Consider the following 25750-nt stretch of genomic DNA (forward strand, 5'->3'; position numbering starts at 1 on the left):
CAAATCGTATATGAAGTCATGCACGATGACGAGAGTGCATCGAATGTGACTTCGATCGTTCCAACTCAGCGGGGCCCGCAAGGGCCGGACACGATGTGCCTGTGCAGTATCATCGCAAATCGTATGCGAAATCCTCTAGGAGGTGCCTGACGGATGCGCGACCTCGCCGTTCGGACGCTCACGCCCACCCGTCCCGCCGACGCGCCGCCCGTGCTCCTCGTGCACGGCTTCGGCTCGGACGGGAAGGCCGACTGGGTCGACACCGGCATCGCCGAGGCGCTCGCCTCGGCGGGGCGGACCGTCGTCGTCCCGGACCTGCCCGGCCACGGGGAGAGCCCCGCGCCCGCCACCGCAGCGGAGGTCACCGCGCCCGCGATCGCGGCGGCCCTCGTGACCGCCCTCGACGCCGTCGGGGTCACCGCGTTCGACGCCGTCGGGTACTCGCTCGGCGCGAGGATCATATGGGAGCTGCCGTCCGCCGCCCCCGACCGGGTGGCGCGGACGGTCCTTGGCGGGCTGGCGCCCGGCGAGCCGTTCACGGCCGTCGACGTCGACGCCCTGCACCGCGCCGTCCAGGACGGGACGGAGTGCGCGGACCCCTTCACCGGCATGATCGCCGGGATGGTGAAGTCGCACGGCGACCGCGCGCCCGGCCTCGCGCTGTGCGTGGAGGGCCTGCGCGCGACGCCGTTCGCGGGCGGCACCTGGAACGCTAAAACCCTTCCCGTCTTCGTCATCGGCGAGAATGATGAGCTGACACGAGGGATCGGGGGCCTGGCCGAGGAGATCGGGGCGAAACTGGTCACGGTGCCCGGCGCCCACTTCGAGGTGCTGGGCGGAGGGCGCTTCCGCGACGTCGTCGTGGACGCGCTGGCGCGGTGACCACCACCCCGACCACGAACCGGGGGCGCGGGCCGAGGATGAGGAGAACCGGGTGAGTGCCGCGAAGAAGCAGGACCAGACCAAAGAGAGCAAGGCCGAGTTCTGCTACGAACTGCTGCGGTCGCGCATCCTGGACGGCACGTACGTCCCCGGGTACCGGCTGGTCATCAACCAGCTCGCCCAGGAGACGGGGGTCAGCACGATCCCGCTGCGCGAGGCGCTGCGCCGCCTCCAGTCCGACGGCCTCGTCGAGGTCGTGCGGAACGTCGGCGCCCGCGTCGCGGTCTTCGACGCCGAGCAGGTGGAGCACACCCTGCAGATCCTGGCCCGCCTGGAGGGCTACGCCACCGCGATCTCCGCGCCGCAGATGACGGCCGCGCACGTCGCCGGCTCCCGCAAGATCAACGATCGGATGGTCGAGGCGCTCCAGGCGTTCGACCCCACGGCGTTCACCGCGCTGAACCGCGAGTTCCACTTCTCGATCTACGAGCACTGCCCCGACTCGCACCTCCAGGCGCTCCTGGAAGCCGAGTGGACGCGCTTGGACCACATGCGCCGGTCCACGTTCAGCTACGTCCCCGGCCGCGCCCGCCGCTCGGTGGTGGAGCACGAGCAGATCCTCAAGCTGATCTCCGAGAACGCCGACGCCGGTGAGATCGAGCGCGTCGCCTGCGCCCACAAGAACGCCACGGCGGACGCCCTCCACACGGCCTCCCACCCGGTCGTCCCGCAGCAGTAGCCTCACCGAAACGACGAACGCGCCGTTCCCGCCGGGCGATGGGGGAACGGCGCGTTCGGGTTTCCGTGCGGCTAGACGAGCAGCTGCCCGCCGTCCACCTGGATGACCGTGCCGGTGATGTGGCCCGCCTGGTCGGACGCCAGGAACAGCACCAGCGGGACGATGTCGTCCGTCGTCGCGATCTTGGCCAGCGGGATGCGGGACTCCCAGGCCGCGCGCGCCTCGGGGTTCTCCATGAGGCCCGCCGTCATCGGCGTGTGGACGGGCCCCGGCGCGACGCCGTTGACCCGGATGCCGTGCCCGGCGAGCTCCAGCGCGGCGGTGCGGGTGAGGGCGTCCACGGCCGCCTTCGTCGCCTCGTAGTGGCCGAGCCCGGCCGTGGGCTGGCGGGCGCCGATCGAGCTGATGTTGACGATCCGGCCCTTGGTGTCGCGTTCCAACATCTGGTTCGCGACCGCCTGGGTGACCGTGAACGTCCCGCGCAGGTTGACGGCGACGACCGTGTCGAAGATCTCGAGCGGGAGGGCCGTCAGCGGCCCGCCGCCCGCGACCACGCCCGCGTTGTTGACCAGGACCTCGATCGGGCCGAGCGCCTCGGCGACGTGCGCCACCCCGGCGGCGACCGAGGCGGCGTCCGTGATGTCCATCGCGACGGCGTGGGCGTTCAGCTCCTTGGCCGCCTCCGCCGCCGCGTCGGCGTCCTTGTCGGCGATCGCCACGCGGTCGCCCGCCGCCGCGAACCCCGCGGCGACGGCGCGGCCGATGCCGCTGGCGGCACCCGTAACGAGAACGACCCGGCCCGTGCTCATCGGGCCCTGCCCTTCTGGGGGACGACCCCCAGGCCCCCGAGCCGGAGGCCCGACGATCCTCGCTTCGCTGCGGTCATCGTGCCTCCGCGATGATGATGCGCGGGCTGCCGGGCAGCGCGCGGGTCTCGACCGGCTCCCAGCCCCCGGCGGCCAGCCAGCCGCGGACCTCGGCCTCGGGGTAGACGACGGTGCCGTCGATGACGAGGTACTCACCGGCGTGCAGGGCGTCGATCACGCGCTGCTCGGGGTCGTCGTCGAGGAAGAAGTCGAGCAGGACGAGCGTGGCGCCGGGCGCCGCCGCCCGCCGGGCCCGCTCGATCATGGCCTTGTTCTGCTCGGCGTCGAACCGGTGGACGACGTGCTCCAGCAGGACGAGGTCGAACCCGTCGGGCAGTTCGCCGGTCAGCGGGTCGGACTGGACGACGTCGGCGCGGTCGCCCACCCCGGCCTCGTCGAGCGCCGTGCGGGCGAACTGGACGAAGTCGCCGGGGCCGAGGAACGTCCCGTGCGCCTTCTCGGCCGAGCGCAGCGCCTCGATGAGGAACGAGCCGGACAGGCCGCCGAAGTCGAGGATGCGGGAGAAGGGGGTGAAGTCGAACGTCTCCGCGAGCATCTTCGCGTGCAGCGCGTTGTAGGTCATCACGCCGGTCATGAACGTCTGCATCCGCTCGCCGCCGAGGTCGAGCGGCTGCGGCTCGGCGCTCCGGGTCGTCGCGGCGAACTCCGTCCAGTGCGGGTAGCTGATCGCGTCGAGGAACGCCAGGAACGGCCGCAGGTCGACGTCGTCGCCGGTCCCGGCCAGGTAGGCGGCGGTCGCCGGGGAGTTGGCGTAGCGGCCGTCCTCGCGGGTGAGCAGGCCGAGGCCCGCCATGGCGTCGCCGAGGATGCGCGCGGTGCGCTCGGGCAGCCCGGCCCGTCCGGCCAGCTCGGCCGCCGTCGCCGGACCGTCCGCGAGGGCCGCGAAGACGCCCGCCTCGCTGGCCGCGAACAGTTGCTTGGCGGCCATGTAGCCGGTGGCGACGCCGAGGATCGAGGAAGGGGCGGCGCCCGGGGAGGGATGCGACATGAAGATGTCTCCTTCGGGGTAAAAGATATGCCAGATGCTATACGATCAGCGTGAACGTCGGCCAGGGGTTCCGCCCCTCGGCCCTGCTCACCGCACCGGAGGACGGCGATGGAGTTCGCAGAACGGGTCCCGAGACGGCGTCTCGGCGTGCACGGCCCCGAGGTCCCGCTGCTGGCCCTCGGGTCCTGGAACACCTGGGACCGGATGGACCGTGACGACGCCGCCGAGCTGGTCCGGCTCGCGGTCGACCGCGGCGCGAACATGTTCGACGTCGCGCACTACAACTTCGGCCCGCACGCGGAGAACGCCGTCACGGACGTGCTGTTCGGGCAGGCCGTCCGGGACGCCGGGCTGGCGCGCGAAGACTACCTGCTGTGCGGCAAGCTCTGGCTGTGGGAGTACCCGCGCTCCTCGTTCGCCGAGCAGATCGAGGTCTCGCTCGACCGGGTGGGCACCGACCGCGCCGACATGGTCGTCGTCGGAGACTTCATGGAACGTCCCGATCTGCACGCCGTGGTGCGGGACGTGTCCGAGCTCGTCCGCGCCGGGAGGTTCGCGTCCTGGGGCGTGAACAACTGGTCGGCCTGCGACGTGCTGTTCGCCTGCCGGTTCGCCGCCGCCGAGGGCCTCGTCCCGCCCTCGTTCGCGCAGCTCAAGTACAACCTGGCCCGCCGGTCGGTGCCGGAGGGCGCGCTGTTCGCCAAGCTGTACGCCGAGGAGGGCCTCGCGCTCCAGGCGTCGGACGTGCTGGAGGGCGGCATCCTCGCGGGCAAGCTCGACCCCGAGCGCAAGATCGGCGCCGACCCGGGCGGCATCCGGGACCGGATCCGCGCCGCGTTCCCCGAGGTCAAGCGGATCGCCGCGGAGTTCGGCGTGCCGCCCGCGCAGTTCGCCGTCGCCTACACCCTGACCCATCCGGCGGTCGCGAACGTCCTGGTCGGCGTCTCCCGCGCGGAGCAGCTCGAGGACGGCCTCGCCGCGCTCGGGCTCGCCGCCCGGCACGGCGACGAGCTGCGCGCGGCCGCGGCCGGCCTCTGGCTGGACAAGGGCGTGGTCGACCCGGCGGCGTCCTGGGGGACCGACGCGCCGGCGGCGCAGAGCCGCGACGCCGTCCCGTGCGAGTGAGCCGCCGGGCCGCCCGCCCCGCTCACCCCTCGTAGACGACCTCGCCGCCGAGGATCGTCATCCGCACCGGCACCGACGGAAGATCCTGCGGCTCGACGGCGAAGACGTCGCCGTCGAGGACGCAGAGGTCGGCGACCTTGCCGGCCTCGACCGAGCCCTTCACGTCCTCCATGCCGTCCTGCCAGGCGGGGGTGACGGTGTAGGCGCGCAGCGCCTCCGCGACCGCGAGCCGCTGCGCCTCGCCGCGGACGGAGCCGTCCAGGCCGCGGCGCGTCACCGCGGCCGCCAGCCCGGCCCGCCAGTCGGGGGTGAGCACCGGGGCGTCCGAGCTGAGCGACAGCCGGACGCCCGCGTCGAGCGCGTCCCGGGTGGGCCAGGCGTCCCGCAGCGCGTCGGCGCCGAGCGCGTCCACGATCATCGGCTCGGTCGCCACCGGGATCCCGGCCTGGGTGTTCAGCCCGATCCGGGCGGCGGCGAGGACGGTCAGCGTCCGCGGCGCGAGCAGGTCGCCGTGGATGAGGTAGTGCCGCGCGTCGCGGCCGTCCCTGGCGAGCGCGGTGGCGAGCGCGTCCGCCACGACCCGGGTGGTCCGGTCGCCGGTCGCGTGCACGCCGATCTGGTGGCCCGCGTCGTGCGCCGCGTCGATCATCGTGCGCAGCGCGGCCTCGCGCTCGGCGTCGGAGTTCCCGTCGACCAGCAGCGCGCCGTGCGTGCCGTCGGAATAGGAACGGTCCGTCCAGGCGGTGCGCATGGGCGGGATGCCGTCGGCGAAGATCTTCACGCCCGCGACCCGGAACCGTCCCGGCACGTCGGCGGGCGGCTTGAAGTCGCGCAGGCCGGCCAGCAGCTCGGCGGCGGAGCTGCGCCCGTCCAGCTCCCCGAACAGCGTCAGCGCGGTCACCCGCGCCTTCAGCCTGCCCTCCGCCGCCAGCTCGGCGTAGTCGTGCAGGGCGGCGGAGCCGAAGCAGCCGGTCGCGCCCGCGTCCTCGCCGGGGCCGAGGCCGGGCTCGGTGTAGCTGGTGATCCCGAACGAGGCGAGCAGGTCGGCGGTGCGCAGGATGGCGCGGCGGCGGTCCGCCTCGGTCTCCAGCCGGGCCGGGCCGCCCGGCGCGCCGTCCGGCGGGGGCTCGTGCGTATGCCCGCCGGAACCGGCCAGTTGATCCATCAACAGGGCCGGCCACATCGAACCGAGCCACACTCCATGCAGATGAGAGTCGTTGATCCCCGGCAGGACCGACCGCCCGTGGAGATGGACCACGCGCGTGCGCGGTCCGATGAGGGGCGCGACCGTCTCCGCGGCGCCCACCCGCGCGATCCGTCCGGCGCTCACGGCGACGGCCTCGGCGATGCGGTCCTGTGCGTCGACCGTGTGGACCCGTCCACCGGTCAAGACAAGATCAGCAGCGGAAACATCCGGCATATCGTGCTCCAACATCTGGACAGCGTCGATGGGATGCAATTAACGTACACGGAATCAGATACGATTTTGAGTGTCCGCTCCACTGGGGAGCGGACACGCCGGGCCTTCGGAGGTAAACGATGCCCCTGGATCCCGAGGCGCAGCGGATCGTCGACCGCACTCCTGCCGAGGACCCGAACGGGTCGGCCCCGCCCGACCCCGTCGCGATGCGCGAGGGCTTCAAGCAGATGTGGCGGATGCCCGACGACCTGCCCGCCGTCGGCTCCGTCGCCGACACCGTGATCCCGGGCCCCGCGGGCGACCTCCCCGTCCGCGTCTACACGCCCGCCGGGGAGGGGCCGTTCCCCGCGTTCGTCTGGTACCACGGCGGCGGCTGGACGATCGGCGGCCTCGACGAGAACGAGTACTCGTGCCGCGCCGTCTGCGCCGCGGCGGAGACCGTGGTGGTCTCCGTCGACTACCGGCTCGCGCCCGAGAACCCGTTCCCGGCCGCGGCCGAGGACGCCTACGCCGCCGTCGCCTGGATCTCTGCGCACGGCGCGGAGATCGGCGCCGACCCAACCCGGATCGCCGTGGGCGGGGAGAGCGCGGGCGGCAACCTCGCCGCCGTCACCGCGCTCAAGGCCCGCGACCTCGGCGGTCCGCGGCTGGCCCTGCAGGTGCTCATCTCGCCCGTGCTCGGCCACCCCGACGACGGGCGGGCCTCCTACGAGGAGTATTCGGAAGGATACTTCCTCTCCAAGTCCAGTATGGACTGGTTCTTTACGACTTATCCGACCGATTCGCGCGACCTCGACGACCCGTACCTGCTGCCGCTGCGGTCGAAGAACCTCGCCGGGCTGTGCCCGGCGCTGGTCCTGGAGGCCGAGTACGACGTGCTGCGGGACGAGGGCGAGGAGTACGCGGCGCGGCTGGAGGAGGCGGGGGTCCCGACCGAGCTCGTCCGGTACGACGGCATGATCCACGCCTTCTTCGGGCCGCTCGCGACCGAGCTGTCGGCGGGGCGCGCGGCGCAGCGGCGGGTCGCCGCCGCGCTCCGCGCCGCCTTCGGGACGGACGGCGCCTGATGACCGCCCCCGCACTGGCCCTCGCGGGCGTCGGCGTCGACCGGGCCGAGGTCCAGATCATCCACGACGTCACCCTCGACGCCGCCCCGGGCGCGGTCACCGTCGTCCTCGGCGCGAACGGCGCCGGGAAGACGACGCTCATGGACGGCATCGCCGGCCTCGCCCCGCTCCGGTCCGGCACGATCCGGCTGGACGGCACGCCCATCGAGAAGCTCGCCCCCTACAAGCGGGCGAGGGCCGGGCTCGGCTACGTCGAGCAGGCCCGCACCACCTTCCGGACGCTGACCGTGGAGCAGAACCTCCTCGTGTCCCAGTCCGGGGACGGCGACCTCGGCACCGTCTACCGGCTCTTCCCGGAGCTGGAGAAGCGGCGGAGCCTGGACGCCGGGCACCTGTCGGGCGGCGAGCAGCAGATGCTCGTGCTCGGCCGGGCGCTCGTCTCCGCGCCGAAGGTCGTCCTGATCGACGAGATGTCGCTCGGCCTCGCGCCCCTCGTGGTGCGGCGGCTGATGGGCACCGTCGGCGAGCTGGCCGGGATGGGCATCGCGGTCGTGCTGATCGAGCAGTTCGCGAACCTGGCCCTGGACATCGGCACCCACGCCCACGTGCTGCGCAAGGGCCGCGTCGTCTTCTCCGGCCCGTGCGAGGAACTCCGCGGCGACGAACAGCGCCTGCACCGGCTCTACTTCGGCGGTCCGCCCCTCAGCGCCGCCAAGACCGACGCCGGTGCGGCAGAGAGCGAGCTCGAATGAACGTGCTGGACAAGCGGGGGCTCGGCGTGGGGCTCGGCGCCGCGGTGCTCGCGTGCGCCGTGCTGCCGGTGGTCCTGCCCCCGTACTGGATCTACCTGGCGATCAGCGCGGCGATCAGCGCGGTGATCATGCAGAGCTTCGGCGTGATCGTCGGCCGGGCCGGCGTCATGTCGCTCTGCCAGATGTCGTTCGCGGCGATCGGCGCGTGGGTCATGCTGCGGCTGAACGTGGCGGACGCCCCCGGCGGCTTCTTCGTGTGGCTGCTGCTCGGCGGGCTCGCCGCGGTGCCGGTCGGCGTCGCGATCGGGCTGCCCGCGCTGCGGATCCGCGGCGTGAACCTCGCCGTGGTGACGTTCGGCTTCGCGGTGTCCACCGACATCGTGCTGAACAGCAACCCGTTCCCGGGCGCCAAGGACCTGAAGATGCTCGACCGGCCCGCGCCGTTCGACACCGACAGCGGGTACTTCATCCTCTGCGTCATCGTGTTCACGATCCTCGCCGTCGCGCTCGGCGCCGTCGGCAAGACGCGGCTCGGGCTGTCCTGGTACGAGCTGCGGCACTCCGAGCGGTCCGCCGCCGCGCACGGCATCTCCGTCGCGCGCAGCAAGCTCGCCGCGTTCGCGATCAGCGCGTTCGTCGCCGGGATCGGCGGCGGGCTGCTGGTCGGCCAGCTCAGCCTGGTGGTGCCGCAGAACTTCGCGATGGGCCAGTCCCTCGCGCTGTTCGCCGTCGCCATCATGATCGGCCCGCACCACCCGGAGGGCGCCGTCCTCGGCGGCGTGTTCGGCGCGATCATGGGGACGATCATGGAGAAGATCTCGCTGCCGCAGGACTTCGGCGGCGTGCTGTTCGGCGCGGGCGCCCTGCTCGCGCTGCGCAGCGGGCTCAGCCAGACCGACCTCACCCGGATGCGCAAGCGCGAGCGCGACGCCCGCAAGATCCTGAAGGAGGCCGGCGACGCCGCCGAGGCGGCCGCGGAGAGCGCCGCCGCGGAGGCGCACGCCGACCCGCCGGAGGTTCCCGCGCCACGAGCCGCGGCGGACCGGAGACCGGTGCTCTCCGTCGAGGGCCTGACCGTCAAGTTCGGCGAGGTCGTCGCGCTCGACGCCGTGGACCTGACCGTCCCGGAGGGCGGGGTCGTCGGGCTCATCGGCCCGAACGGCGCCGGGAAGTCGACCTTCATCGCGGCCGTCAGCGGCTTCGTCGGCTACCAGGGCGCGGTCACGCTGGACGGGCGCTCGCTCGACCGGGTCGTCCCGAACAAGCGGGCGACGCTCGGCCTGCGCCGGACGTTCCAGACCACCGCCATCGCGCCCGAGCTCAGCCTCTACGAGTACCTGACGATCGGCGCGGGCCGCAAGCTCGCCAAGTCCGAGGCGGACGAGCTGCTGGAGTTCTTCGCCTGCCCGCCCGGCGAGGTCCCGGTGTCCATCGTGGACGCCGGCACCCGCCGCCAGCTCGACGTCGCCGCGGCCATCGCGGCGCGGCCGAAGGTGGCGCTGCTCGACGAGCCCGCCGCCGGCCAGTCCGCCGCCGAGTCGATCGCGCTCGGCGCGCGGCTGCGGGCCGTGCCCGCGACGTTCGGGGTGTCGATCCTGCTCGTCGAGCACGACATGGAGCTCGTCCAGGCGACGTGCGAGGAGGTCACCGTCCTGGACTTCGGCCATGTCATCGCGTCCGGGCCCACCGGCGAGGTCCTGGAGGACCCCGCCGTCCGGGCCGCCTACCTCGGCGCCGCGGACGTCCCGGCGTCGTGACCGCAGCGAAGCGAGGATCACGGCGCCGCCCCTTCGGGGGTCTGGGGGGCGCCCCCCAGAAAGGCAGGGCGTCGTGACCCGTCCCGGCGGTCCCGGTGTCGCCGTAACAAATGTCGTAAGAAAACACGTGGTACCACGCCCCGTCGTAACAAGTCCTGTTCCATACCCCCAACCCCATCTCTTCGTGAAGCAAGGGCCTCTGCGATGAAACGCACACACGCGCGCTCATACTCACTGGCGGCCGCGGCCGCGCTCGTCATCTCCTTCACCGGCGCCGGCTGTCAGTCGTCCGGCGGCTCGGACGGGCCGATCAAGGTCGGCGCGATCAACGGCATCACCGGGCTGTTCCAGACCCCCGAGGTCCCGAAGGCCGTCAAGGCGGTCTTCGAGGAGGTCAACGCGGCGGGCGGGATCAACGGCCGCAAGCTGGAGCTGATCAGCAAGGACGACGCGATGGACCCGGCCCGCGCCAGCCAGGCCGCCCGCGAGCTGATCAAGTCCGAGAACGTGGTCGCGTTCGCGGGCTCCTCCAGCGCGGTGGACTGCGGGCTGAACCGCGCCACCTACACCAAGGAGAAGATCGTCTCCGTCCCGGCGGTCGGCGTCGACCCGACCTGCTTCACGAGCCCGAACATCGCGCCCGTGAACCCGGGTCCGTTCACGCTCACGACGGCGATGCTCTACTACGCCTCGGAGACGCTCAAGCGCAGCAAGGTCTGTATCGACTACACCATCCTGCCCGGCAGCGGCGGCGGCATCGAGAAGGCCATCAAGGACTGGACGGACCTGACCGGCAAGACCCTGGCGCACAAGAACCTCGCCGTCGGCCAGGGCGACCCGACCCGCTACCTCGTCGCCGACAAGAACGCGGGCTGCGAGGCCGTCCTCTACAACGCGACCGTCGGGCCGTGGTTCCAGCAGGCCAAGACGCAGGGCATGCAGAAGGTCGACTTCATCGTCGCGGCGAACAGCTACACCGACGCCAACGCCAAGGTGATCCCGGCGGACATGAACGCCTACGCCGCCACCGAGTGGCAGCCCTACACCGACCCGACCCTGCCGGGCAACGACCGGTGGGCGAAGCTCGTCGAGAAGAACGGCATCCAGAAGACGGCGTTCAGCCAGGGCGCGGTCATGTCGGCGGACATCTTCGTGCAGGTCCTCAAGACCATCAAGGGCGACATCACCCGCGAGTCGGTCACCAAGGCCTTCAAGGAGATGAAGCCGATCAGCTACCCGATGGCGGGCACCCCGTACGTGTTCGGGCCCGGCAACGACCACAACCCGATCAAGGGCAGCCAGTTCGTGAAGGCCGACAAGGGCGGCTGGAAGGTGCTGCCCGGCGGCTTCACCGTCCCGGCCCCCACGAAGTAGCGGCCTGTCGCCGGGTGCGCGGGACCCGTCCCGCGCACCCGGCCCCACCCGGAGGTACCCGATGGTGAACTCTGTGATCGCCGGGCTGTCCAGCGGCGGCGCGTACGCGCTGCTCGGCCTGTGCGTGGTGCTGACCTACCGGCTCGTCGCCGTGGTCAACTTCGCGATGACGGCGGTCGGCGCGATGGGCGCGTTCGTGATGGTGTCGCTCACCGACAGGGGAGTGAACGTCTGGCTCGCGCTGCTGATCGGCGCCGCTGCGGCCGCGCTGCTGTCCGGCCTGTTCGGCGCGGCGCTCGTCCGCTGGTTCGCCGGGCACCGGGAACGGACGAAGGCGGCCGTGACCGTCGCGCTGTACGTGGCGCTGACCGCGATCGGGTTGCGGCTGTTCGGCGGCAACTCGACCGGCGCGCACCGCTTCCCGAACCCGTTCGGCGACCCCGTCTTCACGGTGGGCAGCGTCGTCGTCCCGCAGTCGGTGCCGGTGGCGATCGGGTTCGCGCTGCTCATCACCGTCGCCGTCGGGCTGCTGCTGACCCGCACCCGGCTCGGGCTGAAGCTGCAGGCGCTGTCGGAGCGGCCGGGCACCGCCGAGGTCGTCGGCATCCCCGCGCCGCGGCTCGCGGTCGGCGTCTGGGCCGGCGTCGGCGCCATCACGATGCTGGTGATCGTGCTGGTCGCGCCGCGCCTCGGCGGCGACTTCGGGACGCTGTCCGGCCTGATCAGCACCGCGCTGGCGGTCGCGATGGTCGGCGCGTTCCGCAGCCTGCCGCTGACGCTGCTCGGCGGGCTGATCCTGGGCTGCCTGGAGGGCGTGTCGTCCTCCATGGACTCGATCCAGAAGTACCAGGGCGTCGTGCCCTTCCTGGTGATCCTCGTCCTGCTGTGGTGGCGGAGCCGCCGCGAGGTCTGGGACACCGCGCACAGCCGGTAGGCGTGCGGAGAAGAGAGAGAAACGAGGCAAGATGGGTCACCCGACCGCTACCAGGGCCGCGGTGCTCCGCGAGCACGGCGCCGAGCTCAGCCTGGAGGAGCTTCCGCTGCCTCCCGAGTGCGAGCCGGGCGCGGCGCTCGTCAGGGTCGACTGCGCGACGCTCTGCGCGACGGACGTCCACCTCTGGTCCGGCGCGATGTCGTTCCCGGAGATGCTGCCGATCGTCCTCGGGCACGAGACGATGGGCACCGTCCAGGCCGTCGGCCCGGGGACGCGCGACGCGCTCGGCCGCGAGGTCAAGGTGGGCGACCGCATCGGCTGGTCGGAGTCGGTGTGCGGGCACTGCTACGGGTGCACCGTGCTGCGCAACCCGGTCGCGTGCGCCGAGCGGGGCTACGGCTTCCTGCTGCGCGCCGACCGGTTCCCCTACGCCACGGGCGGGCTCGCCGAGTACAACTACGTGACGCCGGGCGCGCTGAAGCTCGTCCTGCCGGACGACGTGAAGGACACCTGGGCGGCGTCCGCCGGGTGCGCGGTCAAGACCGTCCTGCACGCCTTCGACCGGGCCGGGGGAGTCCGGCCGGGGTCGGCGGTCGCGGTGCAGGGCGCGGGTGCGCTCGGGCTCGTCGCGACGGCCGTGGCGAGCGTCTCGGGCGCCGGCACGGTGATCACCATCGGCGCCCCGGACGACAGGCTTGAGCTGGCCCGCCGGTACGGCGCGGACGTGACCATCGGGCTGGACGGCGACGCCGACTCCCGGGTCGCCGCCGTCATGGACGCTACGCAGGGACGCGGGGCCGACCTCGTCCTCGACGTCGCGGGCGCGCCGGGCGTCGGCGGCGAGGCGATCGGCATGGCCGCGTTCGGCGCGTCGTTCGTCATCGTGGGCAGCACCGGGCCGCAGCCGGAGCAGCTCGCGCTCGGCGCGATCATGGGCAAGGAGCTGAACGTGCGCGGCTCCCTCAACGGCGACGTCGGCGACCTCCACCGCGCCGTCGAGTTCCTGCGGACGTTCCAGGACCGCTTCGCCTGGGACGACCTGTTCGGCGCCCCGGACGGCCTCGGCGCGGCGTCCGGGGCGCTCGGCTCCATGTCGCGGCTTGAGCAGGTCAAGGCCGTCATCCACCCCAACCGGTAAGGAACAGCTCGCACCGTGTCTGCAGATCGGAAGATCCCCCACCGCCGTCTCGGCTCCGCCGGGCCCGAGGCGTCCGTCCTGTCGCTCGGCTCCTGGCACACCTACGACCGGATGGACTTCGGCGACGCCGTGAAGATGATCCGGCACGCCGTCGACTCCGGGCTCAACATGTTCGACGTCGCCGTCTACGGGATCCCCGGCGTCCACCCGCCGGTGTTCACCGACGTGCTGTTCTCCGCGATCGTCCGGGCCGCCGGGATCGCGCGGGACGACTACCTCCTGTCCACCAAGCTGTGGCTGGAGGGGTACCCCGAGCACTCGCTGCGCGACCAGCTCGCGAACGCCCTGTTCCGGGTGGGCGCCGACCACGCCGACGTGGCCGTCCTCGGCGACATCCGCAGCGACGACCTCGACCTGAAGGCGCTCGCCGAGGACCTCGCCGCGCTGGAGAGGGAGGGCCTGCTCGGCTGCTGGGGCGTGAACAACTGGTCGGCCACCGCCGTCCGGACGATCCGCGAGCACGCCCTCGCCGCCGGGTCGCCGGGCCCGCAGCTCGCCCAGCTGAAGTACAGCCCGTGCCGCCGCTCCATCCCGGACGGCGAGCCGTTCGCGGCCGTCTTCGCCGAGGGCGTGTCGCTGCAGGCGTCGGACGTCCTCGAAGGCGGCATCCTCGCCGGCAAGTCGGGGGAGTCCCGGCAGGTCGGCCGCGACCCCGGCGACATCCGGCCGAAGATCCACGAGGCGGCGCGCGGGATCGCCGAGCTCGCGGCGAACCTCGACGCGACGGCCGCGCAGCTCTGCATCGCGTTCACGCTGACGCACCCGTCCACGAGCACGGTGCTGTTCGGCTCGACGAGCATGCAGCAGCTGACGGACAACATCGCGGCGCTGGACGTCCTGGAGCGCGTCGGCGCGTCCGAGCTCAGGACGCTGATGGACCCGTTCTGGGTCGACCGCGACATCGTCGACCCGGAAGGCCCGTGACGGCCGTCCGCTGAACCCTCGCCTGAACGCTCGCCGATCGAAGGGGAGGCGCCGCGGTCAGGACCCCGTCAGGGCCGCGAGCGCCTCCTCCTGCGTCGGGTGCGAGATGAGGTGGCGGTCCAGGCCGCTGCGCTCGATGATCGTCCGGAGCCGCTGCCGCGGCCGGGCGAGGACCAGCTCCCCGCCCGCCCTGCGCGCCGCCTTCCACAGGACGATCATGGCGTTCAGCCCCGAGGAGTCGCAGAACCCCACGTCGCCGATGTCGAGGACGACCCGCGGGGGGCCGTCCAGCTCCCGCATGTCCGCGAGGACGTGCTCGCGGAGCCGGTCGGCCGTGAGGATCGTCAGCTCGCCCTCCGCCTCGACGAGCAGGCAGGGGCCGCGGGTCATGGTGCGGACCCGCAGCTGGTCGACGGGCCGCGGCCCGTCCGCGCCGAGAGACATGCCGGTCACCTTCCGTCGTCGCGGGCATCTCGGTACCCGCGAACGGCCAGGTCATGCGGCCGTCTCCCGGCACGGGGCGGGTCAGGCGACGTCGCGGCGGCGCAGGGCGAGCAGCCCGGCCGCCGTCACGGCCGCCGCGACCGCCGTCAGGACGATCAGCGGCGTCGCGGAGAAGCCGCCGCCGGGCAGCTTCGGCGTGTGGGTGAACGGCGAGACGTCGAGGACGGCCCGGGGCAGGTCCAGCAGCGGACCCACCTGCCCGAGGAACAGGCAGGCCGCCAGCACGCCCCACCCGGCGGACGTCGCCCGGGGCAGCGCGGCGAACAGCAGGAACGCCACGGCGGCGATCACCCACACGGACGGGAGCTGGGCCAGCGCTGCGCCGAGCTGGCGGACGAGCCGCCCGTCCACGTCGCCGGTCCGCGCGCCGTGGACGAGCCCGGCGGTGGACCCCGTCAGCAGGAGCAGCACGGCCGTCCCCGCCGCGGTGACCGCGAGGTTCGCGAGCGCCCACCGGGCCCGGCCGACGGCGGTGGCGAGGAGCGGTTCGAGGCGTCCGGCGCTCTCCTCCGCCCGCATCCGCATGACGGCCTGCACCGCGTACGCGGCGGTGAAGAGGGCCATGAGGCTCATCGCGGTGGCGAGGAACGCGTCCGCGAGGTCCCCGCTCCCGCCGAGCTTGCGGATGTCGTCCAGCACGGCCTCGCTGCCGTTGACCAGGTCGCCGACGCCGTCCGCGACGCCGCCGATGGCGAACCCGTAGATGCCGAACGCGGCCGCCCAGCCGACCAGCGCGCCGCGCTGCAGCCGCCACGCCAGCGCGAGCGGGCTCCGCAGCGACGGCGCGGCCGTCGCCGGGCCGAGCGACGGGGCGAGGACGCCCGCGCCGAGGTCGCGCCGCTCCGTCAGCGCGTAGGCGACGGCGACGAGCGCGGCGGCCGCGGCGAGCGGCAGCAGCAGGACGGCCCACTGCTCGCCCGCGCAGGGACGCACCCGCTGCGCCCACCCGATCGGCGACAGCCACGAGACCCAGTGCGCGGACCCGGCGTCCGCGACGCCCCTGACCAGGTACGCCGTGCCGAGCGCGCCGAACGCCAGCCCGTTCGCCAGCCGGGACGTCTCGGCGAGCTGCGCGGTGACGGCCGCGACCCCGGCGAACACGGCGCCCGCGCCGAACCACGACAGGCCGAGCGCGACCGAGCCCGCCACGGGCATCCCGAACAGGATCATGACGGCGGCGACGACCGCCGCGAGGACGGCGGCGGCCGTCCCGGCGGTGAGCAGCGCGGCGGTCAGCGGGGCGCGGCGCCCGACGGCGGCGGCGCCGACCAGCTCAAGCCGCCCGGACTCCTCCTCCGCCCGGGTGTGCCGGACGACGAGCAGCACGCACATCACGGCCGTGAACGCCGCGCCGACCGCGCCGACCCGCCAGGCGCTCAGCCCGCCGACCGTCCCGGAGTCCAGCACGGGCCCGTACATCGCCCGCGTCGACGGGTTCCCGTTGATCCCGCGCGCGAAGTTCGCGAGCGCCTCCGGCGTGTCGTACTCGTTCTTGAAGCTGTAGACGGTGCTCGCCACGAGCGCGGTCAGCCCGTAGATCCAGCACGGCACCATGACGCGGTCGCGGCGCAGCCACAGCTTGAGCAGCCGTCCGGTCCCGGTGAGCCCGCCCTCCCGCCGGGCGGCCCGCAGGGCCGCCGTGGTCATGACGCCCTGCCTTTCTGGGGGGCGACCCCCAGGCCCCCGGAGGGTCGGCGCCATGATCCTCGCTCCGCTGCGGTCATGACGTTCTGCCTTTCTGGGGGGCAACCCCCCAGGCCCCCGCAGTGGAGGCGCCATGATCCTCGCTCCGCTGCGGTCATGACGCCTCCTGAACCAAGTCGTCCTCGTAGTGGCGGAGGAACAGTTCCTCCAGGGTGGGCGGGCGGCTGGTCAGGCTTCGCACGCCCGCCGTCGTGAGCTGCTTCAGGGCGGCGTCCAGCTCGGACGTCTCGACCTCGAACCGGATCGTGTTGCCCTCGATCCGGACGTCGTGCGCGCCGGGGAGGGGCAGGCCGTCCGGCGGGGCGGCCAGCTCCGCCTTGATGGACGTGCGGGTCAGGTGCCGCAGCTCGTCCAGCGTGCCGGTCTCGACCGTCCGGCCCTTGCGGATGATGGTGACGCGGTCGCAGAGCGCCTCGACCTCGGACAGGATGTGGCTGGACAGCAGAACCGTCCGGCCGCGCCGCCGCTCCTCGCGGACGCACTCCTGGAAGACCTCCTCCATGAGCGGGTCGAGCCCGGACGTCGGCTCGTCCAGGACGAGCAGCTCCGCGTCCGACGCGAACGCCGCGACGAGCGCGACCTTCTGCCGGTTGCCCTTGGAGTAGGCGCGGCCCTTCTTGCGCGGGTCGAGCTCGAACCGGTCGAGCAGCTCCGCGCGGCGGGCCTGGTCGAGGCCGCCGCGCAGCCGCCCGAGCAGGTCGATCACCTCCCCGCCGGACAGGTTCGGCCACAGCGTGACGTCGCCGGGCACGTAGGCGAGCCTGCGGTGCAGCGCGGTCGCGTCCCGCCACGGGTCGCCGCCGAGGAGCCGGGCGGTCCCGGAGCCGGCGCGCATCAGGCCGAGCAGGATCCTGATCGTGGTCGACTTCCCGGCGCCGTTCGGGCCGAGGAACCCGTGCACCTCGCCGGGGGCGACCCGCAGGTCGAGCCCGTCGAGGGCGCGCGTGCGCCCGAACGTCTTGACCAGGCCCTCCGCTCGGACCGGGTCAGCTCGGACCGGGTCAGCCTGGACCGGGTCGGTCATCGTCGTCTCCCTTGATGTCTCTCGGCTCGGTGGCGTTCGCCTCGAAGTCGTCCATCGCGGCGCGGACGCGCTCGACGAGCTCCCGGCTGAGCAGCCGGTCGTCGAACACCTCGAAGACGGCGCGCCGCAGCCGCAGCGAGCCCTCCGGAGTGAACGTGTCGGCGCCGAGCACCCGCGTCAGGTGCTCGTGCAGCACCTCGACGCCGATGGTCATCGCGACCGTCGCCGCCGCGTAGGCCAGCGGGTCGCGGGTGGTGGGCCGGTTGATCCCGGGCGGGGGGGCGTCGAAGTAGCGCTCCGTCGTCTCGACCAGGTCGTCGAACAGCCGGGCCGCCGCGTCCGAGCCGTCGACCAGCGCGCGCGCGAGGTAGCGGCGTACCGGCAGGTCGGCGCGCATCGTCGCGGCGAGGAAGCCGGGGTCGGAGATGCCCCCGGCGGCCGACGCGGCGCTGAGCTGCCGGACCGTGTCGAGCGCGTAGGCGTCGCACGCCGCGCGCAGCTCCTCCTTGGAGCCGAAGTGGTGCTGGACGAGCCCGACCGACACCCCGGCCGCCTCCGCGATGCCGCGGAACGTCGCGCCCTTCACGCCGTGCTCGGCGAGCTGGAGCAGCGCCGCCTCGCGGATGCGGGCGCGGGCGGTCAGGTCCTCCGGTGGCGGTCGCTCGTCCCGGTCGGCCGTCGCCATGTCCCGTCCCCCAATGCAAGCGCTCAATTTCCAATATGCATGTATACCATACGCTCATATTGTCGCTGGGTGCGAGCGGGGAGCGAGTGTGGATTGAGGGGATCTGGCACGGATCGCCCTTCACTGGGCGAGTTAGCTTAGGCTAGCCTTAGCGCGTGCTTCCCCTCGCGAGCCGACGTCCGAAGCCCCCCGCCGGGGCGGACGGCGCGCGCGGCGCCGGGGCCCTCAGGTCCGGGCGGCGGGCGCGGCTCGGCTGGATCGCGCTCCTCACCGTCCTGCTCCTGCTCACCGTGGTCGCGAGCCTCGCGATCGGCGCGGAGCACGTCGCATTCGGACGGGTCCTGCCCGGCGTGCTCTCCCCGGACCCCGGCTCCCGGGACGAGCTGATCGTCCACGAGCTGCGGCTGCCGCGCACGCTGCTCGGCGTCGCCGTCGGGGCGGCGCTCGGCCTCGCGGGCGGGGTCATGCAGGCGCTCACCCGCAACCCGCTCGCCGAGCCCGGCCTGCTCGGCGTGAACGGCGGCGCGGCGCTCGCCGTGGTCGTCGTCATCGGGACGGTCCGCGCCGACGACGCGCTCGTCTACGTCTGGGCCGCGTTCCTCGGCGCGGCGGGCGCGGCCGCGCTCGTCTACGCGATCGGCGCGCGCGGACGCGGCGGCGCCTCGCCCGCCCGGCTGGTCCTCGCCGGAGCCGCGGTCAACGCCGTGTTCAGCGCGCTGACCGCCGGGCTGATGCTGCTCAGCCCGCGCAGCTTCAACGGCTTCCGGTTCTGGCAGGTGGGCAGCCTCGGCGGGCGCGAGATGTCGATCCTCCCGCGCGTCCTGCCGTTCGTCCTCGCCGGGACGGTCCTCGCGCTGCTGCTCGCCCGCCCGCTGAACGCCCTCGCGATGGGGGACGAGGCGGGCCGCGCGCTCGGCTCGCGCCCCGGCCGGACGCGGGCGCTCGGCGCGGTCGCGGTCGTCGTGCTGTGCGGGTCCGCGACGGCGGCGGCCGGGCCGATCGCGTTCCTCGGGCTGGCGGTGCCGTTCATCGTCCGGACGCTCGCCGGGCCCGACCAGCGCCTCGTCCTGCCGTACTCGCTGCTGCTCGCGCCCGTCCTGCTGCTCGGCGCGGACATCGTCGGCCGCGTCGTCGCCCCCGGCGAGCTGGAGACCGGGATCGTCACCGCGTTCCTCGGGGCGCCGCTGTTCGCCGTGATGGTGCGGCGGGGAAGGACGCGCGACCTATGAGGGTGCTGCGCGCGGGCGCGGTGTCGCTGCGCTGGGAGCCGCGGACGGCGGCGGTCTGCGGGACGCTGGCGCTGGTCGCGGCGGGCGCGGCCGTCCTCGTCGTCGGCTCCGGGGAGTTCCCGATCCCGCCGCCGGACGTCGTCCGCGCCGTCGTCGGGCAGGGCGACCGGGCCACCGAGTTCATCGTCACGACGCTGCGGCTGCCGCGCGCCCTGACCGGCCTGCTCGCCGGGCTCGCGCTCGGGCTGAGCGGCGCGATCTTCCAGAGCGTCTCCCGGAACCCGCTCGGCAGCCCGGACCTCATCGGCTTCACCACCGGCTCGGCGACCGGGGCGCTGCTGCAGATCCTCGTGTTCGGCGGCGGCGCGGTCGCGATCACGGTCAGCTCGGTCGCGGGCGCGGTGCTCACCGCCCTCGCCGTCTACGCCGTCGCCTACCGGCGAGGGAGCGGCGTGCAGGGCGTCCGGCTGGTGCTGATCGGCGTCGCGGCGGCGGCGATGCTGGAGGCGCTGAACTCCTACCTGATCACGCGGGCCGAGCTGCGCGAGGCGTACGAGGCGGCGTTCTGGCTGACCGGCAGCCTCAACGGGCGGGACTGGAGCCAGGCCGTCCCGCTCGCGATCGCGCTCGCGGTGCTCGTCCCGGCCGCGCTCGCGCTCGCCCGGCCGCTCGGCATGGGCGAGCTCGGCGACGACGCGGCGCGGGCGCTCGGCGTGCCCGTCCAGCGGACCCGCGCGCTGCTCACCGTCGCCGGGGTCGGGCTCGTCGCGGCGGCGACGGCGGCGGCCGGGCCCGTCCCGTTCGTCGCGCTCGCCGCGCCGCAGCTCGCCCGGCGGCTGACCCGGCGTCCCGGCGCGCAGCTCCTGCCCGCCGCGCTGACCGGCGCGGCGCTGCTCGTGCCGGCAGATCTCATTTCGCTGCACCTGCCGGTCGCGATGCCGGTGGGCGTCGTCACCGGCGTCCTCGGCGGCGCCTACCTGGCGTGGCTGCTGTCGACCACCGGACGGAAGGGGACGGCATGACACAGCTCCACGCCGACGACCTCACGCTCGCCTACGAGCGGCGCGTCGTCGCCGAGGACCTGTCCGTGGAGATCCCGGACGAGTCGTTCACCGTCATCGTCGGCCCGAACGCGTGCGGGAAGTCGACGCTGCTGCGCGCCCTCGCCCGGCTGCTCCGCCCGCGCGCCGGGACCGTGTACCTCGACGGCGCGCCGATCTCCGCGCTGCCGCCGAAGCGGCTCGCGCGGCGGCTCGGGCTGCTGCCGCAGTCGCCGCTCACCCCGGAGGGCATCACGGTCGCCGACCTCGTCGCGCGCGGCCGCTACCCGCACCAGGGCCTGCTGCGCCAGTGGTCGCGCGAGGACGAGACCGCCGTCGCGGACGCGCTCGCCGCCGTCGGCGTCGCCGACCTCGCCGACCGGGTCGTGGACGAGCTGTCCGGCGGCCAGCGGCAGCGGGTGTGGCTGGCGCTCGTCCTCGCCCAGGAGACGGGCGTCCTGCTGCTGGACGAGCCGACCACCTACCTCGACATCGCGCACCAGATCGAGGTGCTCGACCTGTGCGCGCGGCTCCACGAGGAGGGGCGGACGCTCGTCGCCGTCCTGCACGACCTCAACCACGCCTGCCGGTACGCGACGCATCTGATCGCGATGCGCGGCGGCGAGGTGCTGGCCGCCGGGCCGCCCACGGAGATCGTCACCGCCGACCTGGTGGAGCGCGTCTTCGGGCTGCCGTGCCGGGTCGTCCCGTGCCCGGAGACGGCGACGCCGATGGTCGTCCCGGCCGACCGGCGGCGGGCGCGGACGTTGACGGCCGACACCCTCTAAATTAGGTTAGCCTTACCTAACTTGAGGGGAGTGCCGGTGTCGACCGTGCTGACCTGGGACGAGCTGCACGACGCCCTGGCCGAGGTGCTGGGCGAGCCCGCGAAGCCCGACGACAACCTCATCGGCCTGGGGATGGACTCGATCCGGCTGATGCAGCTCACCGGACGGCTGCGCCGCCGCGGCGTCGAGGTCCGGTTCGCCGAGCTGGCCGAGCGCCCGACGCTCGCCGAATGGTGGGCGCTGCTCGCGGAGAAGGGCCAGGCCGGGGGCCCCGCCCCGGCGGACGCCGGGTCGCAGGACGAGGTCGCCGTCCCGCGCGAGGAGATCGAGCCCGCCGACCCGTTCCCGCTCGCGCTCATGCAGCACGCGTACTGGATCGGCCGCGACTCCGGCCAGTCGCTCGGCTCCGTCGCCGCGCACCTTTACGTCGAGCTGGACGGCCGCGCGATCGACCCCGTCCAGTTCGAGGGGGCCGTGCGCGCCCTGGCGGAGCGGCACCCGATGCTGCGCGCCGCCGTGTCCGACGACGGGACGCAGCGGATCCTGCCGGAGCGTCCCGGGCCCGCGGTGACCGTCCACGACCTGCGCGGGTCCGCCGACGCGGACGGCGAGCTGGCGGCGATCCGGGCGGAGATGTCCGAGCAGCGGCTTCCCATCGAGGACGGCCGCGTCTTCGACGCCCGCCTCAGCCTCCTGCCGTCCGGCGAGTCCCGCCTGCATCTGGACGTCGACATGGTCGCCGCCGACGCGATGAGCTACCGCGTCATGCTCGCCGACCTCGCCGCGCTGTACGAGGGCGGGACGCTCGCGCCGATCCGCTACGGCTACGCCCGCTACCTCGCCGACGACCCGCGCGCCGAGGCCCGCGCGCGGGACCGCGAGTGGTGGGCCGGACGCCTCGCCGACCTGCCCGGACCGCCCGAACTGCCGGTCGTCCCCGAGCCCGGCGACCGGGTCGAGCGCATGCACCACTGGCTCGCGCCCGACGAGCGGCGGCGTCTCGTCGCCCGCGCCCACGCCGAGGGGGTCACCCCCGCCATGGCGCTCGCGGCGGTGTTCGCCGAGGTGATCGGCGCGTGGTCGGCCGCGCCCCGGTTCCTGCTCAACCTGCCGCTGTTCCACCGCGAGCCCGTCCACCCGGACGTGGACAAGGTCGTCGGCGACTTCACCGGCTCCGTCCTGCTGGAGATCGACCTCACCGCGGAACTCCCGTTCGTCGAGCGGGCGCGGGCCGTCCAGGCGAACCTGCACACGGCGGGCGCGCACAGCGACTACTCCGGCCTGGAGGTGCTGCGCGACCTGTCCCGGCTGCGCGGCGAGCAGGTCCTCGCGCCGATCGTCTACACGAGCGCGCTCAACCTCGGCGAGCTGTTCGGGGACGCCGTCCGGGAGCGCTTCGGCGACCCCGGCTGGATCATCTCGCAGGGCCCGCAGGTGCTGCTGGACGCGCAGGTCACCGAGGTGTCCGGCGGGCTGCTGCTGAACTGGGACGTGCGCCGTCCCGCGTTCCGGGACGGCGTCGCCGAGGCGATGTTCGCCGCCTACACGGCCGCGATCGCCCGGCTCGGCGCGCCCGGCGCCGACTGGGACGCGCCGCTCGGCGTCGCCGCGCCGCCAGCGCAGCTCCGCGTCCGGCACCGGCTGAACGCGACCCCGGCGCCGCCGCCGCGCACGCTGACCGAGGGGTTCTTCGCGCACGCGCGCCGCCGTCCGGACGCGCCCGCGCTGCACTGGGGCGACACCGGGACGCTCACCTACGGCGAGCTGGCCGAGCGGGCGCTGCGCGTCGCGTCCGGCCTGGTCGCGGACGGCGTGCGCCCCGGCGACCGGGTCTCGGTCGAGCTGCCGAAGGGGCCGGAGCAGGCCGCCGCCGTGCTCGGCGTCCTCGCCGCCGGGGCCGCCTACGTGCCGATCGGGCCGGAGCAGCCGGAGGCCCGCCGCGCCCGGATCCGCGCGTCCGCCCGCGTCGCCGCGTCGCTCACTCCGGACGTCGCCGCGCACGTCGAGCCGCTGCGCGAGCCGGTGGCGGCGCGTCCGGACCAGGTGGCGTACGTGCTGTTCACGTCCGGTTCGACGGGCGAGCCGAAGGGCGTCGAGGTGCCGCACGGCGCGGCGATGAACACGATCGGCGACCTGGTCGAGCGGTTCGCGATCGGCGCGGACGACGTCACCTTCGGCGTCTCCGCGCTCGACTTCGACCTGTCGGTGTTCGACCTGTTCGCGGCCTGGCACGCGGGCGGCGCGGTCGTCCTGCCCGGCGAGGACGAGCGCCGCGACGCCGCGCGCTGGGCCGAGCTGGTCCGCCGCCGGTCGGTGACGGTGCTGAACTGCGTCCCGTCCGTGCTGGAGATGCTGCTGCGCGCCGGGCGCGCGGACACCCTGCGGCTCGTGCTGCTCGGCGGCGACTGGGTCGGCGTCCACCTGCCCGCGCTGCTGGCCGAGCGCGCCCCCGGCTGCCGGTTCGCCGCCCTCGGCGGGACGACGGAGACCGCGATCCACTCCACCGTGCAGGAGGTCGCGGCCCGCGTCCCGGACGACTGGCACGCCGTCCCGTACGGGGCGCCGCTGCGCGGCGTCGCCTGCCGGGTCGTGGACGAGCTTGGCCGCGACCGTCCCGACTGGGCGGCGGGCGAGCTGTGGATCGGCGGCTCCGGCGTCGCCGACGGCTACGCCGGGGACCCGGAGCGCACCGCCGACCGGTTCGTCGTCCACGAGGGCACCCGCTGGTACCGGACGGGCGACCTCGCCCGCTACCGTCCCGACGGCACCCTGGAGTTCCTCGGCCGCCGCGACCACCAGGTGAAGGTGCGCGGCTTCCGGATCGAGCTGGGCGAGGTCGAGGCGGCGCTGCGCGACCACCCCGCCGTGGGGCGCGCCGTCGCGCTCCTCGCGGACGGGCGCCTCGCCGCCGCCGTCGAGTCCCCGGACGGCCTCGACCGGGACGCCGTGCTCGCCCGCGCCCGGGAGCTGCTGCCCCCGCACATGGTGCCCGAGCTGCTCGTCCGGGTCGCCGAGCTGCCGCTCACCGCGAACGGGAAGGTCGACCGCAAGGCGCTCACCGCCCTCGCCGCCGCCGAGGCGGGCGAGGCCCCGGACGCCTACGTCGAGCCGGAGACGCCGCTGGAGAAGGTGCTCGCCCGGATCGTCGCGCAGGTGCTGGACGTGGAGCGCGTCGGCGCGGACGCCGACTTCTTCGCGCTCGGCGGCGACTCCGTCCTCGCGACGACCGTCGTCGCGCGGCTGCGAGAGGCGCTCGACACGACGGCGCTGCCCGTCCGGGTGCTGTTCGCGGAGCGGACCGTGGCGCGCGTCTGCCGCCGCCTCGCCGAGCGGGAGGAGACGCCCGGACGCCTGGCGGCCGTCGCCGCCATCTGGCTGGAGGTCGAGGCCATGACCGAGGACGAGCTGACCGCCCGCCTGAGCTGATCAGCCCGGTTCCGGCTCCGGGCGCAGCGTCGCCGTGCGGAGCCCGGTGAGCGTCAGCGCCAGGGCGAGGGCGAGGACGGCGCTGGCCGTCCCGAAGAGGACGATCACCGCGCCCGGCGCGAGGTAGCGGCCGAGCGCGCCCGCGCCGAGCGACCCGACGGCGCCGCCGCCGGTCTCCTGCGCGGCCCACAGGGCGTTGACGCGGCCGAGATGGGAGTCGGGCGTGTGCGACTGGATCAGCCCGTACCGCAGGATCTCCTCGACCGACTGCGCGAACCCGTAGGCGAACAGGATCGCGACGGCGAGCGCCGCGTGGCGGGCGAGGCCGAGGCAGGCGAGCAGGGCGAAGCCGGTGACGGACGCGGCGAGCAGCGCCAGGCCGGGCGCGCGGAACGTCCCGGCCCAGCCGCTCGTCAGGGACGCGAGCACCGCCCCGCACGCCGGGGCGGCGAACAGCAGCCCGACCGTGGTGGGGCCGCCGTCCAGCGCGCGGGCCGCGAACGCGGGCATCAGCACCGGGATGCCGCCCGCCACCATGAACAGCAGGCCGAGCAGCATGAGCGAGCCGACGACCCGGTGGGACGCGACGAACCGGAACCCGTCCCCGATGGCCCGCAGCGGGTGCGCGGGCTCCTCGCCGGCGGCCTCCGGCCTGAGGACGGGAAGGCGGGTCAGCAGGCCGATGGTGCCGAGCGTCCCGGCGGCCGCGGCCGCGTAGTTCCAGCCGACGCCGAACGCGGACACGACGACGCCGCCGAGCGCGGGCGACGCCATCGACCCGAGCCGGACGGTCAGCGCGTTCAGCGCCCCGGCCGCGACCAGCTTGTCCGGCGCGACGAGGGCGGGCGTCGCGGCCAGCAGCGCGGTGACGCTGACGCCGGTCGCGAGGCCGTCCCACGCCGCGAGCACGTAGACCGCCGCGACCGACGGGGACGGCAGGAACGCGTTCAGCGCCAGCAGGACGAAGCCGATCCCGGCGGCCGTCCGGGCGCGCAGCATCAGCCGCCGCCGGTCGCGCCGGTCGGCGAGGACGCCGCCCCACAGGAACCCGGCGAGGAGCGCGAACCCCTCGGCGGCGGACACCGCGCCGACGTGCGCCGTCGAGCCGGTCAGCGCGTACACCTGGACGGGGACGGCGACCGCGAGCATGCCGATCCCGAACACCGAGACGGTGCGGGCTATGAACACGTCGCGGAAGGGGCCGCTGTCGCGCAGCGGTGTGACGTCCATCGTGAGCCGCCGAAGCAGCCGTCGTGGCAGTCGCTCAGGCAGTTGCTCAGGCAGTTGCTCAGGCGGTCGCTGG

At 74.1% G+C, this 25750-nt stretch carries 22 protein-coding genes; 14 read left to right on the forward strand and 8 right to left on the reverse strand.

Annotated elements, in window-relative coordinates; all coding sequences use genetic code 11:
• Positions 1-153 precede the first annotated feature (153 nt).
• Together FXF68_RS37855 and FXF68_RS37860 are read left to right on the forward strand one after the other, a co-directional pair.
• The gene (locus FXF68_RS37855) at positions 154-882 is read left to right on the forward strand and encodes an alpha/beta fold hydrolase (protein ID WP_148767639.1); all 729 of its coding nucleotides are present in this window, start codon (positions 154-156) and stop codon (positions 880-882) included.
• Between the two features lie 52 nt (positions 883-934).
• Positions 935-1621 carry a GntR family transcriptional regulator gene (locus tag FXF68_RS37860; protein ID WP_148767640.1) on the forward strand — a complete coding sequence of 229 codons (687 nt, stop codon included), beginning with the start codon at positions 935-937 and terminating at the stop codon, positions 1619-1621.
• A 71-nt stretch (positions 1622-1692) separates the two neighbouring features.
• Here FXF68_RS37860 and FXF68_RS37865 read toward each other — a convergent pair whose 3' ends face one another.
• Together FXF68_RS37865 and FXF68_RS37870 are read right to left on the reverse strand one after the other, a co-directional pair.
• Positions 1693-2430 carry an SDR family NAD(P)-dependent oxidoreductase gene (locus FXF68_RS37865; RefSeq protein WP_148767641.1) on the reverse strand — a complete coding sequence of 246 codons (738 nt, stop codon included), beginning with the start codon at positions 2428-2430 and terminating at the stop codon, positions 1693-1695.
• A gap of 73 nt (positions 2431-2503) precedes the next feature.
• Positions 2504-3496, reverse strand: a complete 993-nt coding sequence (locus FXF68_RS37870) for a methyltransferase (protein WP_148767642.1) — start codon at positions 3494-3496, stop codon at positions 2504-2506.
• Positions 3497-3604: 108 nt separating this feature from the next.
• Here FXF68_RS37870 and FXF68_RS37875 point away from each other — a divergent pair, with 108 nt between their 5' ends.
• Positions 3605-4621 (forward strand): aldo/keto reductase, encoded by a 1017-nt coding sequence (locus FXF68_RS37875; RefSeq protein WP_148767643.1) that lies wholly within the window; start codon positions 3605-3607, stop codon positions 4619-4621.
• A 22-nt stretch (positions 4622-4643) separates the two neighbouring features.
• Here FXF68_RS37875 and FXF68_RS37880 read toward each other — a convergent pair whose 3' ends face one another.
• The gene (locus tag FXF68_RS37880; protein WP_246179163.1) at positions 4644-6011 is read right to left on the reverse strand and encodes an amidohydrolase; all 1368 of its coding nucleotides are present in this window, start codon (positions 6009-6011) and stop codon (positions 4644-4646) included.
• A gap of 149 nt (positions 6012-6160) precedes the next feature.
• Between FXF68_RS37880 and FXF68_RS37885 the strand changes: the two genes are divergently transcribed.
• From FXF68_RS37885 to FXF68_RS37915, 7 genes are all read left to right on the forward strand, one after another.
• Entirely contained in the window at positions 6161-7108 is a 948-nt protein-coding gene (locus FXF68_RS37885; protein ID WP_148767645.1) for an alpha/beta hydrolase, read from the forward strand.
• The gene (locus tag FXF68_RS37890) at positions 7108-7860 is read left to right on the forward strand and encodes an ABC transporter ATP-binding protein (RefSeq protein ID WP_148767646.1); all 753 of its coding nucleotides are present in this window, start codon (positions 7108-7110) and stop codon (positions 7858-7860) included. Before FXF68_RS37885 ends, FXF68_RS37890 begins: the two co-directional genes overlap by 1 nt.
• Positions 7857-9617: a branched-chain amino acid ABC transporter ATP-binding protein/permease gene (locus FXF68_RS37895; RefSeq protein WP_148767647.1), complete on the forward strand. Its 1761-nt coding sequence runs from the start codon at positions 7857-7859 to the stop codon at positions 9615-9617. Before FXF68_RS37890 ends, FXF68_RS37895 begins: the two co-directional genes overlap by 4 nt.
• 204 nt (positions 9618-9821) lie before the next feature.
• Positions 9822-10991 (forward strand): ABC transporter substrate-binding protein, encoded by a 1170-nt coding sequence (locus FXF68_RS37900; protein ID WP_148767648.1) that lies wholly within the window; start codon positions 9822-9824, stop codon positions 10989-10991.
• A gap of 61 nt (positions 10992-11052) precedes the next feature.
• Positions 11053-11925, forward strand: coding sequence for an ABC transporter permease subunit (locus tag FXF68_RS37905; RefSeq protein WP_148767649.1), 873 nt, complete (start codon positions 11053-11055; stop codon positions 11923-11925).
• 31 nt (positions 11926-11956) lie between these two features.
• Complete coding sequence (locus FXF68_RS37910) at positions 11957-13063, forward strand: zinc-binding dehydrogenase (RefSeq protein WP_148767650.1); 1107 nt, start codon at positions 11957-11959, stop codon at positions 13061-13063.
• A gap of 15 nt (positions 13064-13078) precedes the next feature.
• Complete coding sequence (locus tag FXF68_RS37915; RefSeq protein WP_148767651.1) at positions 13079-14047, forward strand: aldo/keto reductase; 969 nt, start codon at positions 13079-13081, stop codon at positions 14045-14047.
• A gap of 57 nt (positions 14048-14104) precedes the next feature.
• Here FXF68_RS37915 and FXF68_RS37920 read toward each other — a convergent pair whose 3' ends face one another.
• The 4 genes from FXF68_RS37920 to FXF68_RS37935 all read right to left on the reverse strand — a co-directional run bounded on the left by FXF68_RS37920 (position 14105) and on the right by FXF68_RS37935 (position 17964).
• Positions 14105-14491 carry an STAS domain-containing protein gene (locus FXF68_RS37920; RefSeq protein ID WP_148767652.1) on the reverse strand — a complete coding sequence of 129 codons (387 nt, stop codon included), beginning with the start codon at positions 14489-14491 and terminating at the stop codon, positions 14105-14107.
• A gap of 81 nt (positions 14492-14572) precedes the next feature.
• Entirely contained in the window at positions 14573-16198 is a 1626-nt protein-coding gene (locus tag FXF68_RS37925) for an ABC transporter permease (RefSeq protein WP_148767653.1), read from the reverse strand.
• A 151-nt stretch (positions 16199-16349) separates the two neighbouring features.
• Positions 16350-17279, reverse strand: a complete 930-nt coding sequence (locus FXF68_RS37930; protein ID WP_148767654.1) for an ABC transporter ATP-binding protein — start codon at positions 17277-17279, stop codon at positions 16350-16352.
• Entirely contained in the window at positions 17257-17964 is a 708-nt protein-coding gene (locus tag FXF68_RS37935; RefSeq protein ID WP_246179164.1) for a TetR/AcrR family transcriptional regulator, read from the reverse strand. Before FXF68_RS37935 ends, FXF68_RS37930 begins: the two co-directional genes overlap by 23 nt.
• A 155-nt stretch (positions 17965-18119) precedes the next feature.
• Here FXF68_RS37935 and FXF68_RS37940 point away from each other — a divergent pair, with 155 nt between their 5' ends.
• From FXF68_RS37940 to FXF68_RS37955, 4 genes are read left to right on the forward strand one after another with little or no spacing between them, the layout of a single operon-like run.
• Positions 18120-19193 (forward strand): FecCD family ABC transporter permease, encoded by a 1074-nt coding sequence (locus tag FXF68_RS37940; protein WP_148767655.1) that lies wholly within the window; start codon positions 18120-18122, stop codon positions 19191-19193.
• Entirely contained in the window at positions 19190-20215 is a 1026-nt protein-coding gene (locus tag FXF68_RS37945) for a FecCD family ABC transporter permease (RefSeq protein WP_148767656.1), read from the forward strand. The genes FXF68_RS37940 and FXF68_RS37945 overlap by 4 nt, the downstream gene beginning before the upstream one ends.
• Entirely contained in the window at positions 20212-21021 is an 810-nt protein-coding gene (locus FXF68_RS37950) for an ABC transporter ATP-binding protein (RefSeq protein WP_148767657.1), read from the forward strand. The genes FXF68_RS37945 and FXF68_RS37950 overlap by 4 nt, the downstream gene beginning before the upstream one ends.
• Before the next feature lie 30 nt (positions 21022-21051).
• Positions 21052-24447: a non-ribosomal peptide synthetase gene (locus FXF68_RS37955; protein ID WP_246179165.1), complete on the forward strand. Its 3396-nt coding sequence runs from the start codon at positions 21052-21054 to the stop codon at positions 24445-24447.
• Here FXF68_RS37955 and entS read toward each other — a convergent pair whose 3' ends face one another.
• Positions 24448-25677, reverse strand: a complete 1230-nt coding sequence (gene entS, locus FXF68_RS37960) for an enterobactin transporter EntS (RefSeq protein ID WP_222870284.1) — start codon at positions 25675-25677, stop codon at positions 24448-24450.
• Positions 25678-25750: the final 73 nt, after the last annotated feature.

It is taken from the genome of Actinomadura decatromicini, assembly GCF_008121305.1.
In the GTDB taxonomy this organism is placed as follows: domain Bacteria; phylum Actinomycetota; class Actinomycetes; order Streptosporangiales; family Streptosporangiaceae; genus Spirillospora; species Spirillospora syzygii.

Bases quoted from the DNA above. Each gene is read 5' to 3' on its own strand.
- FXF68_RS37855 (WP_148767639.1), top strand. From the start codon at position 154: ATGCGCGACCTCGCCGTTCGGACGCTCACGCCCACCCGTCCCGCCGAC.
- FXF68_RS37900 (WP_148767648.1), top strand. From the start codon at position 9,822: ATGAAACGCACACACGCGCGCTCATACTCACTGGCGGCCGCGGCCGCG.
- FXF68_RS37910 (WP_148767650.1), top strand. From the start codon at position 11,957: ATGGGTCACCCGACCGCTACCAGGGCCGCGGTGCTCCGCGAGCACGGC.
- FXF68_RS37920 (WP_148767652.1), bottom strand. From the start codon at position 14,491: ATGTCTCTCGGCGCGGACGGGCCGCGGCCCGTCGACCAGCTGCGGGTC.
- FXF68_RS37865 (WP_148767641.1), bottom strand. From the start codon at position 2,430: ATGAGCACGGGCCGGGTCGTTCTCGTTACGGGTGCCGCCAGCGGCATC.
- FXF68_RS37870 (WP_148767642.1), bottom strand. From the start codon at position 3,496: ATGTCGCATCCCTCCCCGGGCGCCGCCCCTTCCTCGATCCTCGGCGTC.
- FXF68_RS37875 (WP_148767643.1), top strand. From the start codon at position 3,605: ATGGAGTTCGCAGAACGGGTCCCGAGACGGCGTCTCGGCGTGCACGGC.
- FXF68_RS37930 (WP_148767654.1), bottom strand. From the start codon at position 17,279: ATGACCGACCCGGTCCAGGCTGACCCGGTCCGAGCTGACCCGGTCCGA.
- FXF68_RS37905 (WP_148767649.1), top strand. From the start codon at position 11,053: ATGGTGAACTCTGTGATCGCCGGGCTGTCCAGCGGCGGCGCGTACGCG.
- FXF68_RS37925 (WP_148767653.1), bottom strand. From the start codon at position 16,198: ATGACCACGGCGGCCCTGCGGGCCGCCCGGCGGGAGGGCGGGCTCACC.
- FXF68_RS37885 (WP_148767645.1), top strand. From the start codon at position 6,161: ATGCCCCTGGATCCCGAGGCGCAGCGGATCGTCGACCGCACTCCTGCC.
- FXF68_RS37935 (WP_246179164.1), bottom strand. From the start codon at position 17,964: ATGGCGACGGCCGACCGGGACGAGCGACCGCCACCGGAGGACCTGACC.
- entS (WP_222870284.1), bottom strand. From the start codon at position 25,677: ATGGACGTCACACCGCTGCGCGACAGCGGCCCCTTCCGCGACGTGTTC.
- FXF68_RS37950 (WP_148767657.1), top strand. From the start codon at position 20,212: ATGACACAGCTCCACGCCGACGACCTCACGCTCGCCTACGAGCGGCGC.
- FXF68_RS37945 (WP_148767656.1), top strand. From the start codon at position 19,190: ATGAGGGTGCTGCGCGCGGGCGCGGTGTCGCTGCGCTGGGAGCCGCGG.
- FXF68_RS37890 (WP_148767646.1), top strand. From the start codon at position 7,108: ATGACCGCCCCCGCACTGGCCCTCGCGGGCGTCGGCGTCGACCGGGCC.
- FXF68_RS37895 (WP_148767647.1), top strand. From the start codon at position 7,857: ATGAACGTGCTGGACAAGCGGGGGCTCGGCGTGGGGCTCGGCGCCGCG.